The organism is Phreatobacter cathodiphilus (genome assembly GCF_003008515.1).
GTDB classification, from domain to species: Bacteria; Pseudomonadota; Alphaproteobacteria; order Rhizobiales; family Phreatobacteraceae; genus Phreatobacter; species Phreatobacter cathodiphilus.
This window is the reverse complement of record NZ_CP027668.1, coordinates 3865485-3879070: the sequence shown is the minus strand read 5'-3', so window position 1 is coordinate 3879070 and position 13586 is coordinate 3865485. Positions and strand designations below refer to the sequence as shown.

General features: G+C 70.7%; 16 protein-coding genes. 4 read left to right on the top strand and 12 right to left on the bottom strand.

Annotation, left to right across the window (positions count from 1 at the left end; all coding sequences use genetic code 11):
• Nucleotides 1–9: 9 nt before the first annotated feature.
• On the top strand, nucleotides 10–249 hold the full coding sequence (locus C6569_RS18580; protein WP_106750272.1) for a DUF2093 domain-containing protein: 240 nt from the start codon (nucleotides 10–12) through the stop codon (nucleotides 247–249).
• On the opposite strand, the gene lpxK is transcribed toward C6569_RS18580, so the two are convergent.
• The 6 genes from lpxK to C6569_RS18550 are packed head-to-tail and all read right to left on the bottom strand — an operon-like array spanning nucleotide 227 to nucleotide 5757.
• On the bottom strand, nucleotides 227–1234 hold the full coding sequence (lpxK, locus tag C6569_RS18575) for a tetraacyldisaccharide 4'-kinase (protein ID WP_106750271.1): 1008 nt from the start codon (nucleotides 1232–1234) through the stop codon (nucleotides 227–229). The genes C6569_RS18580 and lpxK overlap by 23 nt on opposite strands.
• 13 nt (nucleotides 1235–1247) lie before the next feature.
• A complete protein-coding gene (locus tag C6569_RS18570; protein WP_106750270.1) occupies nucleotides 1248–2549 on the bottom strand; it encodes a 3-deoxy-D-manno-octulosonic acid transferase in 1302 nt (433 codons plus the stop codon).
• Complete coding sequence (locus tag C6569_RS18565) at nucleotides 2542–3348, bottom strand: lysophospholipid acyltransferase family protein (protein WP_245898153.1); 807 nt, start codon at nucleotides 3346–3348, stop codon at nucleotides 2542–2544. Before C6569_RS18565 ends, C6569_RS18570 begins: the two co-directional genes overlap by 8 nt.
• Nucleotides 3349–3367: 19 nt before the next feature.
• Nucleotides 3368–3604: a DUF4170 domain-containing protein gene (locus tag C6569_RS18560; protein WP_106750268.1), complete on the bottom strand. Its 237-nt coding sequence runs from the start codon at nucleotides 3602–3604 to the stop codon at nucleotides 3368–3370.
• A 16-nt stretch (nucleotides 3605–3620) separates the two neighbouring features.
• Nucleotides 3621–4421 (bottom strand): 3'(2'),5'-bisphosphate nucleotidase CysQ, encoded by an 801-nt coding sequence (locus C6569_RS18555; RefSeq protein WP_245898152.1) that lies wholly within the window; start codon nucleotides 4419–4421, stop codon nucleotides 3621–3623.
• Entirely contained in the window at nucleotides 4408–5757 is a 1350-nt protein-coding gene (locus C6569_RS18550; RefSeq protein WP_106750267.1) for a TldD/PmbA family protein, read from the bottom strand. The genes C6569_RS18555 and C6569_RS18550 overlap by 14 nt, the downstream gene beginning before the upstream one ends.
• Nucleotides 5758–6085: 328 nt before the next feature.
• Here C6569_RS18550 and C6569_RS18545 point away from each other — a divergent pair, with 328 nt between their 5' ends.
• Entirely contained in the window at nucleotides 6086–6667 is a 582-nt protein-coding gene (locus C6569_RS18545) for a DUF6101 family protein (protein WP_245898151.1), read from the top strand.
• A gap of 118 nt (nucleotides 6668–6785) precedes the next feature.
• A complete protein-coding gene (locus C6569_RS18540; protein ID WP_106750265.1) occupies nucleotides 6786–7469 on the top strand; it encodes a DsbA family protein in 684 nt (227 codons plus the stop codon).
• Nucleotides 7470–7924: 455 nt separating this feature from the next.
• On the opposite strand, the gene C6569_RS18535 is transcribed toward C6569_RS18540, so the two are convergent.
• From C6569_RS18535 to C6569_RS18510, 6 genes are all read right to left on the bottom strand, one after another.
• Nucleotides 7925–8404 carry a F0F1 ATP synthase subunit B family protein gene (locus tag C6569_RS18535; protein ID WP_106750264.1) on the bottom strand — a complete coding sequence of 160 codons (480 nt, stop codon included), beginning with the start codon at nucleotides 8402–8404 and terminating at the stop codon, nucleotides 7925–7927.
• A 10-nt stretch (nucleotides 8405–8414) separates the two neighbouring features.
• On the bottom strand, nucleotides 8415–8948 hold the full coding sequence (locus C6569_RS18530; RefSeq protein ID WP_106750263.1) for a F0F1 ATP synthase subunit B family protein: 534 nt from the start codon (nucleotides 8946–8948) through the stop codon (nucleotides 8415–8417).
• A gap of 140 nt (nucleotides 8949–9088) precedes the next feature.
• Nucleotides 9089–9316 carry a F0F1 ATP synthase subunit C gene (locus C6569_RS18525; protein ID WP_106750262.1) on the bottom strand — a complete coding sequence of 76 codons (228 nt, stop codon included), beginning with the start codon at nucleotides 9314–9316 and terminating at the stop codon, nucleotides 9089–9091.
• Between the two features lie 58 nt (nucleotides 9317–9374).
• Nucleotides 9375–10124 (bottom strand): F0F1 ATP synthase subunit A, encoded by a 750-nt coding sequence (locus C6569_RS18520; protein ID WP_106750261.1) that lies wholly within the window; start codon nucleotides 10122–10124, stop codon nucleotides 9375–9377.
• A gap of 48 nt (nucleotides 10125–10172) precedes the next feature.
• Nucleotides 10173–10526 (bottom strand): AtpZ/AtpI family protein, encoded by a 354-nt coding sequence (locus tag C6569_RS18515; RefSeq protein ID WP_106750260.1) that lies wholly within the window; start codon nucleotides 10524–10526, stop codon nucleotides 10173–10175.
• 258 nt (nucleotides 10527–10784) lie between these two features.
• Nucleotides 10785–11432, bottom strand: a complete 648-nt coding sequence (locus tag C6569_RS18510) for a helix-turn-helix transcriptional regulator (protein WP_106750259.1) — start codon at nucleotides 11430–11432, stop codon at nucleotides 10785–10787.
• Between the two features lie 158 nt (nucleotides 11433–11590).
• On the opposite strand from C6569_RS18510, the gene C6569_RS18505 reads away from it, so the two are divergent.
• Nucleotides 11591–13582, top strand: a complete 1992-nt coding sequence (locus C6569_RS18505) for a primary-amine oxidase (RefSeq protein WP_106750258.1) — start codon at nucleotides 11591–11593, stop codon at nucleotides 13580–13582.
• The last annotated feature ends 4 nt before the right edge of the window (nucleotides 13583–13586 follow it).

The window sequence follows — 13586 nt, the reverse complement described above, 5'->3', positions numbered from 1 at the left end:
GCCGTCACGATGCTCAACCGCCTGACTTCCGGCCGGCCGAACGACGGTGAGGCCGAGCTGCGTTACCTGGACGCCGATTTCCGCATCGTGCGTCCGGGCACCTTCGTGCGCTGCGCCGTCACCGGCCAGCCGATCCCGCTCGACGACCTGAAATACTGGAGCGTTGCCCGGCAGGAGGCCTATTCCGGCCCGCCCGCCGTGCTCCAACGGCTGCACCCCGAGCGCTTCAAGACCTTCGTGGCGCGGTGACGCGATCGAGGAGAGCCGCCGCGGCCGCCTCCTCCTCCACCTTCAGACTGACGGGAACCACGCGCGTCGCCGCCGCCAGCCGGTCGAGGGCGGGCGAGCCCTTCAGCTTGACCGCATCCTTCTCGGTGGTGACCAGCGGCAGGCCGGTGCGCGCCGCCTCCGCCAGCAGCCGCTCGGCATCGGCCTCGCCATAGGCGTGATGGTCGGCGAAGGGGCGCAGCACCGCGTTGCGGGCACCCGCCGCCCCGAGGGTCTCGACGAATTTCGCCGGCCGGCCGATGCCGCAGAAGGCGAGCACGTCGCGGCCGGAGAGCCAGGCCGCCGTCTCCGCCTCCACGACCAGCCGCCCGCGCAGGACCGGACGCCCGGCCTCGGCCGCGAGCGCCGCGAGGGCCTCCCCCGCCTCGCCTTCTCCCACCACCAGCAGCGCGTCGGCGCGGGCGAGCTGCGGCCGGAACGGCGCGCGCAAGGGCCCTGCCGGCAGGACGCGGCCGCTGCCGAGGCCGGCGGCGCCGTCCACCACCAGGACGGACAGGTCCTTGGCGAGGGCCGGGTTCTGGAAGCCGTCGTCCATGACGATGAGGCCGGCGCCCCGCGCCACCGCAAGGGCCGCGCCCGCCGGGCGGTCGCGCGCCACCACGGTGGGGAAACGGCGCGCATGGAGCAGCGGCTCGTCGCCCACATCGGCGGGACCGTGGACCGCCGGATCGACCACGACGGGCCCTGCGAGCCGGCCGCCATAGCCGCGGGCGAGGATGGCGGGGGAGAGGCCGCGGGCGGTGGCGAGGGCGGCGAGCCATTGCGTCGCCGGGGTCTTGCCGGACCCGCCGACGGTCGGGTTGCCGATGCAGATCACCGGCACGCCGGCGCGGGCACCCGGGCGGGCCATGCGGGCGAGGGTGACGGCACCGACGACGGCGCCGAGCGGGGCCAGCAGCCTGCCGGCGGGCGCCTGCGGGTCCGACCAGAAGCCGGGCGCCTTCACCGCGGGCGCTCCATCAGCCGCTCCGCATGGCGAGGGTGAGGAAATAGGGCTCGATGGCGGCGAGGGTGCGGTCCAGCGCGCCGCCGAGGCCGGTGACGGTCTCGCCCGCCGCCTCGCGCTGGCGGAGGCGCTCGCGCTGGTCGGTGAGCAGCATGAGGGCGGCACCGGCGAGGTCCTCGGCGCCGGAGACCTGGCGCGCCGCCCGGTTCTCCGCGAGAGCGGCATAGACGGCGGCGAAGTTGAAGACGTGGGGACCGTGGAGGATGGCGGCACCCAGCTTGGCCGGCTCGATCGGGTTCTGCCCCCCGTGGCGGATCAGCGAGCCGCCGAGGAAGGCGACGGGGGCGGCGCGGTAGAACAGCCCCATCTCGCCCAGGGTGTCGGCGACATAGACGGCGTGGCGCTGGCCCGGCAGTTCGCCGAGCGAGCGGCGGCAGGCCTGCAGTCCCGCCGCCTCGGCCAGGGCGGCGATGGTCTCGCCGCGCTCGGGATGGCGGGGGGCGACGATGGTGAGGAGGTTGGAGAGCCGCGGCGCCATCATGCGGTGCGCCGCGAGCACGATCTCGTCCTCGCCCTCGTGGGTGGAGGCGGCGAGAAAGACCGGGCGCCGGCCGATGGCGCCGGCGAGCGCCATGGCGGCCCCCGGCTCGGCCTCGGGGGCCGGCACGTCGAACTTCAGGTTGCCGGTGGTGGAGACGCGCGGTGCGCCGAGGGCCTCGACGCGGCGGGCGTCGTCAACCGTCTGCATCAGACAGAGCTCGAAGCGCGAGAACAGCGCCTTGATGGAGCGCGGCACGCGCTGCCAGCCGCGGAAGGAGCGTTCCGACATGCGCCCGTTCACCTGGATGAGGGGCGTGCCGCGGGCGGTGGTGCGCAGGATGAGGTTGGGCCAGAGCTCGGATTCGGCGAAGATGGCGAGGTCGGGCCGCCAGTGGTTCAGGAAGCGCTCGATGAAGGCCGGCACGTCCCAGGGCATGAACTGGTGGATGGCGCCGGGCGGCAGGCGCCGGGCGGCGAGAGCGGCGGCGGTGCGCGTCACCGTGGTGACGAGGACGGTGACGCCGCGGGCCTGCAGGCGCTCGACCAGCGGGATGATGGACAGGAGTTCGCCGACGCTCGCCCCGTGCAGCCAGATCAGCCGGCCCGGCGGCCTCTCCTCGGTGGCGAAGCCGCGCCGCTCCTGGATGCGCTCCGGATCCTCCTTGCCGCGCTTCAACCGGCTGCGGGCGAGGAGCGGCGCCGCCGGGCCGAGGAGGGCGGTGAGCCGGCCGTAGGCGCGCAGGGTCAGCGGGGTCCGGACGGGGCGATCACGCATCGGCCTGGCCCGATGCCGGCGTCCGGGCGGGGCGGGCGGTGACGGCGGCGGCGTCGCGGGCCGCCTCGAGCCGGGCGAGGGTCTCCTTCGACCAGAGCTCGGGCTCCGCCCGTCCCTCGGCGATGTCGTAGGCACGACCGGTGGCGGCGTCGAGCGCGGCCTCGACGGCCCGGCGATAGCCCTCCAGCGCCACCTGGTCGGCATCGGCCGGCACCCAGATGGGCGGACCGGCGACGGCGGCGCCGCGCGAGAAGGGCAGGTTGACGCTCGCCTTGTCCCAGGACCTCAGGTCGATGCGCCGGGCAGTGGCCACGGCGATGGGCAGGATGGGACGGCCGCTCTGCTTGGCCAGCATGACGATGCCGAGCCCGGCCTTCTTGGCGATCTTCGGAACGTCCGCGGTCAATGCCACGGTCTCGCCGTCGGCCAGCGCCTCCAGCATCTGGAAATAGGCGCTCACGCCGCCCTTGCGAGCGAACTGGCCCTTGTGGTCGCCGGAGCCGCGGATGGTGCGCACGCCGAGCTTCTCGGCGGCGATGGCGTTCATCTCGCCGTCGGCGGAGCGCGAGATCAGCACCGCGGCGCGATACTGCGGCCGCCTGACGAAGGGCGAGAGGAAGTGCTGGCCGTGCCACATCGCGAAGATGACCGGCAGGTTGTCGTCGGCATAGTCGTAGATGTTGGGCGGATCGAGCGCGAACCGTCCGGTGCGCCAGACCAGGCGCAGGTATCCGGCGAGCAGCGAGCCCGCTGCCGACCGCACCCGCTGGGAGCGCGCCAGACGCTTGAGGAAGGACACCGGGCCGGAGCGCCGCCGGTCAGGCCGCGTCCGGATCGAGCAGGCGGTGCAGGTGAACGATGAAATAGCGCATGTGCGCATTGTCCACGGTCTGCTGGGCCTTGCCCTTCCAGGCGGCGTGAGCGGTGGCGTAGTTCGGGTAGATGCCGACGATGTCGAGCTTGGAAAGATCGCGGAACTCGGTTCCGTCCAGCTTCGTCAGCTCGCCGCCGAACACCAGGTGCGGGAGTTGCTTGGACTCGCCCGTCGCAGTCATGATGATGGTCTTCCCCTCAGCTCGTCCCGCCGCGGCGGCGATCTTCCCCGGCGACCTGCCGAAGAAGCCCATGCAGCGGAAAACCGGCACAAACGAGCGGAAAATGCGTAGGAACCGGCCTGTTGTAGCAGGGCACGGCTCCGTCGAGGCCGGTCAGTGATGCTCCTGCTTCGTGCACCAAAAGATCGGCCGCCGCAAGGTCCCAGTCATGACTCTGGCCGCCCGCGAAGCCCGCGTCGATCTCGCCGGCCGCCACCTTGGCGAAGCGCAGGGCGAGGGAATGGATCTTCGGCAGGGCCCGGGCCCCGGCGTTCTCGGCCCTGACCGTCATGGGCTTGGGACCTGCCACCACGGCGCCCTCGACGCGGTCGCGGCCGAGGGGGCTGAGCGGCCGGCCGGAGACGCTGGCGCCGTGGCCGAGGGCGGCGACGAAGATGCGCCCGGCCACCGGCTCGGCCAGCGCCGCGGCCACCGGCCGCCCGTCACGCACCACTGCGAGCGAAATGGTCCAGTCCGGCAGGCCTGCTGCGAAGGCGCGGGTGCCGTCGATCGGATCGACGATGAAGACCTCGCGCCGGTCGAGGCGGGAGGGATCGTCGGCCGTCTCCTCCGACAGCCAGCCGAAGCCGGGGCGCGCCTCCATGAGGCGGCGCTTGAGGAAACGGTCGACGGCGATGTCGGCCTCCGTCACCGGCGAGGCGCCGGCCTTGGTCCAGCTCCGCATGCCGCGGCGGGCATAGTCGAGCGCCATGGCGCCGGCCTCTCCGGCCAGCGCCTCCAGCATGTCGCGCAGGACGATGTCGTCAGCGTCCGGCAACGGTCAGCCCCTCCACCAGCACGGTGGGGGCGTCGGTGCCCCGCCGGAAGACGAGGTCGTCGGCCGGGGTGAGGCTGGCGAACATGTCGACGAGATTGCCGGCGATGGTGATCTCAGCGACCGGATAGGCCAGTTCGCCGTTCTCGATCCAGTAGCCGGAGCAGCCGCGGGAATAGTCGCCGGTGACCATGTTGACGCCGCTGCCGATCATGTCGGTGACGTAGAGCCCGTCCTTGACGGCGCCGATCATCTCGGCCGGGCTCACCGTGCCGGCGGCCAGGTGGAGGTTTGTCGCGCCCGGCGCGGGCGGGCCGCCGGTACCGCGATGGGCGTGGCCGGTGGTCCTGAGGCCGAGTTCGGCGGCGGTGGCACTGTCGAGCAGCCAGCTCGTCAGCACGCCGTCCTCCACCAGGGTCAGCGGGCGGGCCGCCACGCCCTCGCCGTCGAAGGGCCGGGAGCGCAGGCCGCGACGGCGCAGCGGGTCGTCGATGATCATGACGCCCGGCCGGAACAGCCGCTGTCCCAGCTTCTCGCGGAGGAAGGAGGTCTTGCGGGCCACCGCCTGGCCGTTGGCGGCGGCGGCGAGATAAGAGGGGAAGCTCGCGGCGGTGCGCTGGTCGAAGATCACCGGCACCTTGCGGGTGTCCACCTTGCGCGGATTGATCCGTCGCACGGCGCGCTCGCCGGCACTGCGCCCGATCGCCTCCGGGTCCTCGAGATCGGCACGGTGGCGCACGCCGCTGTAGTCGTAGTCGCGCTCCATGCCGGTGCCTTCGCCGGCGATGGCGGTGACCGAGAAGGAGGTGGAGGAGCCGAGCGTCGCGCCCTCGAAGCCGGTGGAGGTGACGAGGGCGAAGCCGCCGATGCCGGCGCCGGCGTCGGCGCCGCCGGATTTCGTGACGCCCTTCACCGCGAGGGCCGCCGCCTCGGCGCGGCGGGCGAGGTCCTCGAGGTCGGCCACCGCGGTCATGACGGGATCGATGAGGTCGAGATCGGCCCAGTCGCGGGCGAGGTCAGCCGGGTCGACGAGCCGGGCATAGGGGTCCTCGGGGGCGACGCGGGCGATGGCGACGGCACGCTCGGCGAGGGCCTCGACATCCTCCCGCGGGTCGTTGGAGGAGACCGAGGCGCTGCGGCGGCCAACGAAGACCCGCAGGCCGATGTCGTCGCCCTCGGAGCGCTCGGAGCTCTCCACCTTGCCGTCGCGCAGTTGCACGCCGACGGAAACCCCGCACACCGCCATGACGTCGGCGGCATCTGCGCCGGCCTTGCGGGCCGCAGCGACGAGGCGGCGGCCTTGCTCGAGAAGCAGGCCGGTATCGAGGAGGTCGGACATGACGGGCCTTGGGCGCGATTGGGGGAGTTCCCCTCGTGTAGGCATCGCAGGCGCCGGTTTCAAGGCGGGGCCGGTGCGCCGGACGGGGCGATCAGGCTTCGTTCATCCTGTTCGGCAAGGAGCACGCAACCACGCCTCCCAAGCATTGGGAAAGCACATCGCCCAAGGCTTTCTCAAGCATGCGCGAAGGTCTCCAACTGTCGCGATCCGATTGAGGTCCGCTTAACCGTCCACCTTAAGCGGTCGGACAAGAAATGCTGCGACAGTCTTCCCAACGACGGGGCGAGAGCCGGTTCGAGCCGGCCGAAGACCCCAAGGGAGCATGCAAGTGTTGCGTCAGACAGAGCCCGGCGTCCTCGCCGCCGGGATCGGGGCCTCTTTGCGCCTCGATCCCGCCCAGCTGCCCACCCGCTACGCCGCGCCCGACAGGGGCGCGGACGGCGGCCAGCGGTCCATCGATCTCCATGCCGATCGGGTGGTGATCCGCCGCACCGCCAGTGGCGCCCGGATGAAGCTGCAGCTTCCCGTCTCGTCCTATCGCGGCATCGCCGTCCGGGTCAGCGACGACGCCTCGCAGGCGGCGGACAGCGTCGAGGTGGTGCTGGTCCATGCCGACCCCGCCCTCAGCGTGCCGCTGGTCTCCATGGCCGATGCCGACGACGTGGTCGCCGACTGGCAGCTCTGGGGCGAGGCGCTGCGCCTGCCCCTCCTCATCGAGGACCCGGACGGGGCGATGCGCGAGGCCTTCCCGCGCATGGGCGCCGTCATGTTGGGACGGCCGGGCCCGCGCCGCCGCCGTCGCTCCACCCTGAAGGACCGCCGGCCCTCCGCCCTGATGCGCCGCAAGGCCTGCGACGGCGTCGCCGGCCGGCCGGTCTATCGCGAGCGCGAGATCATCGCCCGGAACTGACCTCTCGCAGAACTGTGACCGCTGCGGCGCCCTCTCGCCGCAGCCCTGATGTTGCCACCGACCGGTGCCACAGCTATGGCCTTGACCTTGCCCCCGCGGCGATCTTGAGGAACCAGCCATGCTGTCGCGCAGACATTTCATCGAAGGCTCGGCCGCTCTCGGCCTCGTCGCCGCTTTCGCACCCGCGGCGCTGGCCCAGCGCCGCACCCAGACCGAGACGGTCGACGTCGCCCAGCTCATGCAGCCGGGCCCACTCGGCGACGTCTGGCTCGGCAAGGCCGACGCGCCGGTCACCATCGTCGAATACGCCTCCCTCACCTGCGGCCACTGCGCCAGCTTCCACACGGGCACGCTGCCCGAGCTGAAGAAGAAGTACATCGAGACCGGCAAGGTGCGTCTCGTCTTCCGCGAGTTCGCGCTCAACCAGCTCGACGCCGCCGTCTATATGCTCACCCGCTGCGCCCTCAACGCCGACGGCAAGGCCGGAGAGGGCGTCGACCAGGCGCGCTATTTCGCGCTCATCGACGTGTTCTTCCAGCAGCAGCGGACCTGGGCCTTCGGCGGCAATCCGCTGGAGGCGGTCACCGCCATCACCCGCCAGGCCGGCATGACCCAGGCGCAGTTCGAGGCCTGCCTCAACAACCAGGCGATCCTCGACGCGCTCAACGCCACGCGCGAGCGGGCGGCCTCCGCCTTCGGCGTGGAATCGACCCCGACCTTCTTCGTCAACGGCAAGCGGGTGCTTGGCGCCCAGCCGGCGGCCGAGTTCGAGAAGATCATCGACCCGCTGCTGCCGGCCTGATCGGCCGCTCGCCTTTTCGGCTTGGGAAAGCCGCCGGGTCCGCCCGGCGGCTTTTTCGTGGGATGAGGCAGGTCGCGGCGGGTGGGCGCACCTGTTCAGAGGGACCAGATCGCCCCGGCGCAGGGCCTTGCTCGCCCTCAAGTGCGTCCTTCGAGGCTCGCCCTGCGGGCTCGCACCTCAGGATGAGGAGGTCGGGTGATCTCCATCAGGGTTCGCATGAGGTTCGGTTGTCCGTGACTGCTGGCCGCCATGCAGGACACCGACCTCCTCATCCTGAGGTGCGAGCCCAACGGGCGAGCCTCGAAGGACGCACTTCGGTTCTGCCGAGCCATTGTTTGTCGGGTCGGAACATAGCCGACGACGAAGAGCCAAGGCGGACTCCGCGTCGACAACGAAAAAGCCGCCGGGAGCGACCCGGCGGTTTTCGAGATTGGAGCGGGCGGAAGCCCGGATCTTCAGTTCAGCTTCGCCTTGATCTCGGCGATGCCGGAGGTCATCAGCTTGTCTCCGCCGGACCCGCGGGCCATGTCGGCGAGGACCGAACCGGCGGCGGTGGTGGCGACGTCGGCAGCGGCGGCGCGCACGTCGGCGATGGCCTGGGCCTCGGCCTGGGCGATCTTGGTCTCCGCCATCTTGGTGCGGCGGGTGACGAATTCCTCGATCTTGGCCTTGCCTTCGGCGGCGAGACGCTCGGCGTCGGCCTTGGCGGCCGTGACGATGTCGCGGGCCTCCTGCTCGGCGCTCTGCTGACGCCGACGATAGTCGGCGACGATGGCCTCGGCCTCCTCGCGCAGCCGCTTGGCCTCGGCGAGTTCGGCGGCGATGCGGTTGGAGCGCGCGTCGAGGGCGTTCACGAGCTTGGTGTGGGCGCCCATCTTCCAGGCGATGGCGAAGAAGATGACGAGGCCGATCCAGATCGGCAGATATTCGCTCATCTCGTCCCCCTCAGCGCTTCAGGGCGGCGTCGACCGCCGCTTCGAGACGGCCGGTGTCGGCACCGGTGCCGGCCAAGCGCTCGACGATGGCCTGGGCGGTGTCGACCGCGATGGCGCGGACGTTGCCCATGGCCGCCGTGCGGGCGGCGCTGATCTGCGCCTCCGCCGCGGAGAGGTCGGCGGCGAGCTTGGCCTCGAGAGCCTTGCGCTCGGCATCGGCCTCGGCGGTGATCTTGGCACGGGTCTCGGCGGCGATCGCCTGGGAGCTGGCACGCGCTTCCGCGAGGGCCTTCTCATAGGCGAGGGTGGCCGCGTCGGCCTCGGCCTTCATGGCCTGCGCCGCCGCGAGATCCCCGGCGATGCGGCTGGCCCGGTCCTCGAGGATGCCGCCGATGCGCGGTGCGATGAAGCGCGACATCAGGACGTAGAGCAGGCCGAAGGCGACCGCGAGCCAGAGCAGCTGCGACCCGTAGGTTTCCACGCGGAAGGCCGGGAAACCGCCCTTGGATGGGACCTGGGTCCCGGTAGTGGTGTTCGTCGCCATTGCGGGACCCTATCGGCGCGATCGGGCCGGAAGGCCGTCACGCGGAAACGAGAGCCGGCCGGAGCCGGGCGGGAACGCCGGAGCGAGCGCGGTCCGGGACCCGCAGGGGGTCCCGGCGCGATCGATGCGTCCGCCGCGGATCAGACCACGAAGAGCAGGACGAGGGCGACGACGAGCGCGAAGATGCCGAGACCTTCAGCGAGGGCCGCGCCGACGATGGCGTTGGTGAACTGGCCGGCCGCAGCCGACGGATTGCGCAGGGCGCCGGCAACGAAGTTGCCGAAGATGTTGCCCACGCCCATGGCCGCGAGGCCCATGCCGAGGCAGGCGAGACCAGCGCCGAGGAACTTGGCTGCAACCGGATCCATTTTGAACTCCTGTGAGGTGTTGGGAGCGAAGGGAGGAAGGGGAACCCGCCGTCACCGATCAGTGATGGCCAGGATGGAGGGCGTCGTTGAGGTAGATGCAGGTCAGGATGGTGAAGACATAGGCCTGCAGGACAGCGACGAGCAGTTCGAGCGCGGTGAGCGCGGTGATCATCAGCACGGGCAGGGTGGCGCCGAGCATGCCGAGGGCGCCGGCACCCGCCATGGCGGTGACGAAGCCGGCGAAGACCTTCAGCGCGATGTGGCCGGCGGTCATGTTGCCGAAGAGACGAAGGGACAGCGAGATCGGGCGGGAGATGAAGGAGATCACCTCGATCACGACGATCAGCGGCAGGATCACCTTCGGCAGGCCCGAGGGCGCGAAGAGGGCGAACCAGTGGGTGCCGTGCTTGACGATGCCGTAGATGATGACGGTGGAGATCACCAGCAGCGCCAGGGCGGCGGTGACGATGATGTGGCTCGTCACCGTGAAGGCGCCGGGCACCATGCCGATGAGGTTGGCAAAGAGCACGAACATGAAGAGCGAGAAGACGAGGGGGAAGAACTTCATCCCCTCGGTGCCGGCCGTTTGTCGGACCGTTCCGGCGACGAATTCGTAGGCGAGCTCGGCCATGGACTGCATGCGCGTCGGCACGAGGCGGCGGCCGGAGGTCGTCAGCAGCAGGAAGGCCGCCGTCAGGCCGACGATGATGAACATGTGCAGGGCGGAATTGGTGAAGGAGAAATCACCCGTGCCAACCCGGATCGGAACGATGGGGACGAGCTCGAACTGTTTGATCGGATCGGCCATCGCCGGTCTGCTCCCGCATGCGGTCTAGTCGAGGGTCGGAACGGCCTCTCAGCCTTCCCGATTGGCCCGCTGCGCCGACTTGACGAGGTTGTAGATTCCCGTCGCGAAGCCCAGCAGAAGAAACACGATGAGACCCCAGGGCCGCGTTCCGGCGAAACGGTCCAGCAGCCAGCCGATCAGCGCCCCGGCCAGCACGCCGGAGACGAAATCGGCCGAGAAGCGGAAGAGCTTCACCAGCCCGGACGGCGCCTGGGCCGCCCGGCCGTCCGGCGCTGCTCCCCCAGACCGCTCGCGCTCGATGGCTTCGAGCCGGGATTCAAGGGCGCGCCGCCGCGCGTCGAGGTCGGAATCCGGAGGAGACGTTCCCGGCGTCTTGCCGTCGTTGTCGTCACCTGACGCCATGGCCAGCCTCCTCGGCCGGCTCGTCGTCAGGGCGCATCGACGGTAGGTCGCCGGACTGCCACCCCCCGAAAGCCGGGCACACCTATAGTGATGCCACGAAAACGTGTCAAGGACGGGACGAAACAATATAAATCATTGGAATACCTTGAGTATTTAGCCCTCGCGGCAATTGTGCGGCCTGCTCTGCGACATCGACGGCGCAGTGCAGCATCTATCGGGCAATGCTCGCCTTTCGCCGGTGGCCGGGACCCGGGCGCCTCAGCCGCGCGCCATGCGGGCGACGACGGAGGCGCGGTTCTCCACCCCGAGCTTCTCGAAGATGTGGATGACGTGGGTCTTGACGGTGGCGAGACTGATGGCGAGCGCGTCGGCGATGTCGCGGTTGGTGCGGCCGGCGCAGATGAGCCCGACCACCTCCTGTTCGCGGGCGGTGAGGCCGTGCTCCTCCGGCGCCGGGGCGGCGGGCAGGTTGAACTCGATATAGCCGTGCGCCGCCCGTGCTGCGGCGAGGTCGCCGGCGCGGGCCGAGCGGCCCGCCGGCCAGGTCAGGCAGAGGCCGGCGGCGATCCGCCCCTCGCGGCGGAAGAACAGCTCGACGATGTCGCCGATGCCGTGGGCGGCGCAGGCGGCGGCATAGGCGGCACCCTCCCGCGCCCGCGGCCGCACCACGTCCGTCGACAGGCAGGACACGGTGAGGTCGCTGTCGCGCAGGCGGCGGGCGTGGAAGGGGTCCACCGCGTGCAGGCGCCGGACATAGTCGCGGTGGAAGCCGCGGAGATCCTCGTCCATGTGGAAGTCGTGCAGGTTGCAGTCGGCGTCGACGCGGTAGAAGGCGCAGCCGCCGGCGTGGAGCAGCGTCTTGGCGAAGTGCATGGCGGCGGCGACCGCGTGGGGCGTGCTGGACATCGGGAGAGACCGTCCGGACGGGGTGTGACGCGTGCGAGGCGAGCAAGAAGCACGCCACCGGCATGGTGAGGGTCGCCCGCCCTGGCGGTCAACCGAAAGGTCGATTGCCGGGGAACGGCTGCCGGAGGACCATCCCGCGTCCAGCGGAGGGTGAAACCATGGCGTCCGAAAGCAAAGCCGCGGCCGGGGTCGCGCCGGTCCATCCGCTCGATCCCCTGTCGACGGCGGAGATCGCCGCGGCCCGCGCCATCCTGATGGAGAGGAAAGGGCTGCCGGAGACGACGCGCTTCGCGGCCCTGCAGCTCGACGAGCCGACCAAGGCGGAGATCGCCGCCTGGTCGCCGGGCCGGCCGATCCGCCGCCGCGCCTTCGCCGTCACCATCGACAACGCCACCGGCGCCGTGCACGAGGCGCTCGTCGACATCGGCGCGGCCTCGGTCGTCGCCTTCGCCACCCGGGACACGAAGGCCGCGCCCTACGGCCAGCCGGCGGTGATCATCGAGGAGTTCTTCAAGGCCGGCGACATCGTCAAGGCGGACCCCGGCTGGCGGGCCGCGATGAAGCGGCGCGGCCTGACCGACGCGGAGATCGCCCTCGTCCAGGTCGACCCCTTCTCCGCCGGCTATTTCGGCCGCGAGGCCGAGCTCGGCCGCCGCCTCGTCAGTGCCGTCAGCTATTGGCGCGAGCACGTCAACGACAACGGCTATGCCTCGCCGATCGAGGGGGTCGTCGCCCTCGTCGATCTCGTCGAGAACCGAGTGGTCCATCTCGTCGACGAGGAGGAGATCGTCCCGATCCCGCGGAAGCGGCGTAACTACGACCGCGGCTCGCTTCCCAGCCCCCGCACCGACCTGAAGCCCCTCAACATCGTGCAGCCGGAGGGGCCGAGCTTCACCGTGGAGGGCTGGAAGGTGACCTGGCAGAACTGGTCGTTCCGCCTCGGTTTCACGCCGCGCGAGGGGCTGGTGATCCACCAGCTCGGCATCACCGACCGGGGCCGCCTGCGGCCCATCATGCACCGCGCCAGCGTCACCGAGATGGTGGTGCCCTATGCCGACCCGACCACCAACCATTTCTGGAAGAGCGCCTTCGACGCCGGCGAATACGGCCTCGGCAAGCTCGCCAACGCCCTCGAGCTCGGCTGCGACTGCCTCGGCCTGATCCGCTATTTCGACGTGCCCATGGCGGACGACGCCGGCAACCCCATCGTCATGCCCAACGCCATCTGCATGCACGAGGAGGATTACGGCCTCCTGTGGAAGCATTACGAGCTGCGCACCGGCGTCTTCGAGGCGCGACGCTCGCGCCGGCTCGTCATCTCGTTCTTCGCGACCGTCGGCAATTACGACTACGGCTTCTACTGGTATCTCTACCAGGACGGCACGATCCAGCTCGAGGCCAAGCTTACCGGCATCATCCAGACGGCGGCGGTGGCGCCGGGGAAGACCTATCCCTGGGGCGGCATGGTGGACGAGGGCCTCGGCGGCCCGACCCACCAGCACTTCTTCAACGTGCGCATGCACATGGCCCTCGACGGCGAGGGCAATACGGTGACCGAGCACGAATTCGTGCCGCGGCCCTGGGGCACCGACAACCCCTATGGCAACGTCTTCGACACGACCTCGCGGGTCCTGTCGAACGAGCGGGACGCCGCCCGCGAGGCGGACGGCAAGACCGGCCGCTACTGGAAGATCACCAATCCCAACGTGACCAACAGCGTCGGCAAGCCGACCGGCTACAAGCTCGTCGTGCAGCCGAGCCCGCTGATGCTGGCGCAGGAGGGCTCCACGGTGGCCCAGCGCGGCGGCTTCGCCACCAAGCACGTGTGGGTGACGCCCTTCGACCCGGCGGAGAAATATGCCAGTGGCGACTATCCCAACCAGCACGCCGGCGGCGACGGCCTGCCGGCCTATGTGAAGCAGGGCCGCTCCATCGAGAATGCCGATCTCGTGGTCTGGCACTCCTTCGGCCATACCCACGTGTGCAAGCCGGAGGATTTCCCGGTCATGCCGATGGAATATGCCGGCTTCATGCTGAAGCCCAACGGCTTCTTCGCCGAGAACCCGGCGATGGACCTGCCCCCGGAGAAGAACCACGCCAGCGTGCAGGACGGGACGGGCGAGGGCGAGGGGTCCTGCTGCTGCGGGTGAGGCG

Bases quoted from the DNA above. Each gene is read 5' to 3' on its own strand.
- C6569_RS18580 (WP_106750272.1), top strand. From the start codon at position 10: ATGCTCAACCGCCTGACTTCCGGCCGGCCGAACGACGGTGAGGCCGAG.
- C6569_RS18570 (WP_106750270.1), bottom strand. From the start codon at position 2,549: ATGCGTGATCGCCCCGTCCGGACCCCGCTGACCCTGCGCGCCTACGGC.
- C6569_RS18560 (WP_106750268.1), bottom strand. From the start codon at position 3,604: ATGACTGCGACGGGCGAGTCCAAGCAACTCCCGCACCTGGTGTTCGGC.
- C6569_RS18550 (WP_106750267.1), bottom strand. From the start codon at position 5,757: ATGTCCGACCTCCTCGATACCGGCCTGCTTCTCGAGCAAGGCCGCCGC.
- C6569_RS18540 (WP_106750265.1), top strand. From the start codon at position 6,786: ATGCTGTCGCGCAGACATTTCATCGAAGGCTCGGCCGCTCTCGGCCTC.
- C6569_RS18535 (WP_106750264.1), bottom strand. From the start codon at position 8,404: ATGAGCGAATATCTGCCGATCTGGATCGGCCTCGTCATCTTCTTCGCC.
- C6569_RS18530 (WP_106750263.1), bottom strand. From the start codon at position 8,948: ATGGCGACGAACACCACTACCGGGACCCAGGTCCCATCCAAGGGCGGT.
- C6569_RS18525 (WP_106750262.1), bottom strand. From the start codon at position 9,316: ATGGATCCGGTTGCAGCCAAGTTCCTCGGCGCTGGTCTCGCCTGCCTC.
- C6569_RS18520 (WP_106750261.1), bottom strand. From the start codon at position 10,124: ATGGCCGATCCGATCAAACAGTTCGAGCTCGTCCCCATCGTTCCGATC.
- C6569_RS18515 (WP_106750260.1), bottom strand. From the start codon at position 10,526: ATGGCGTCAGGTGACGACAACGACGGCAAGACGCCGGGAACGTCTCCT.
- C6569_RS18510 (WP_106750259.1), bottom strand. From the start codon at position 11,432: ATGTCCAGCACGCCCCACGCGGTCGCCGCCGCCATGCACTTCGCCAAG.
- C6569_RS18505 (WP_106750258.1), top strand. From the start codon at position 11,591: ATGGCGTCCGAAAGCAAAGCCGCGGCCGGGGTCGCGCCGGTCCATCCG.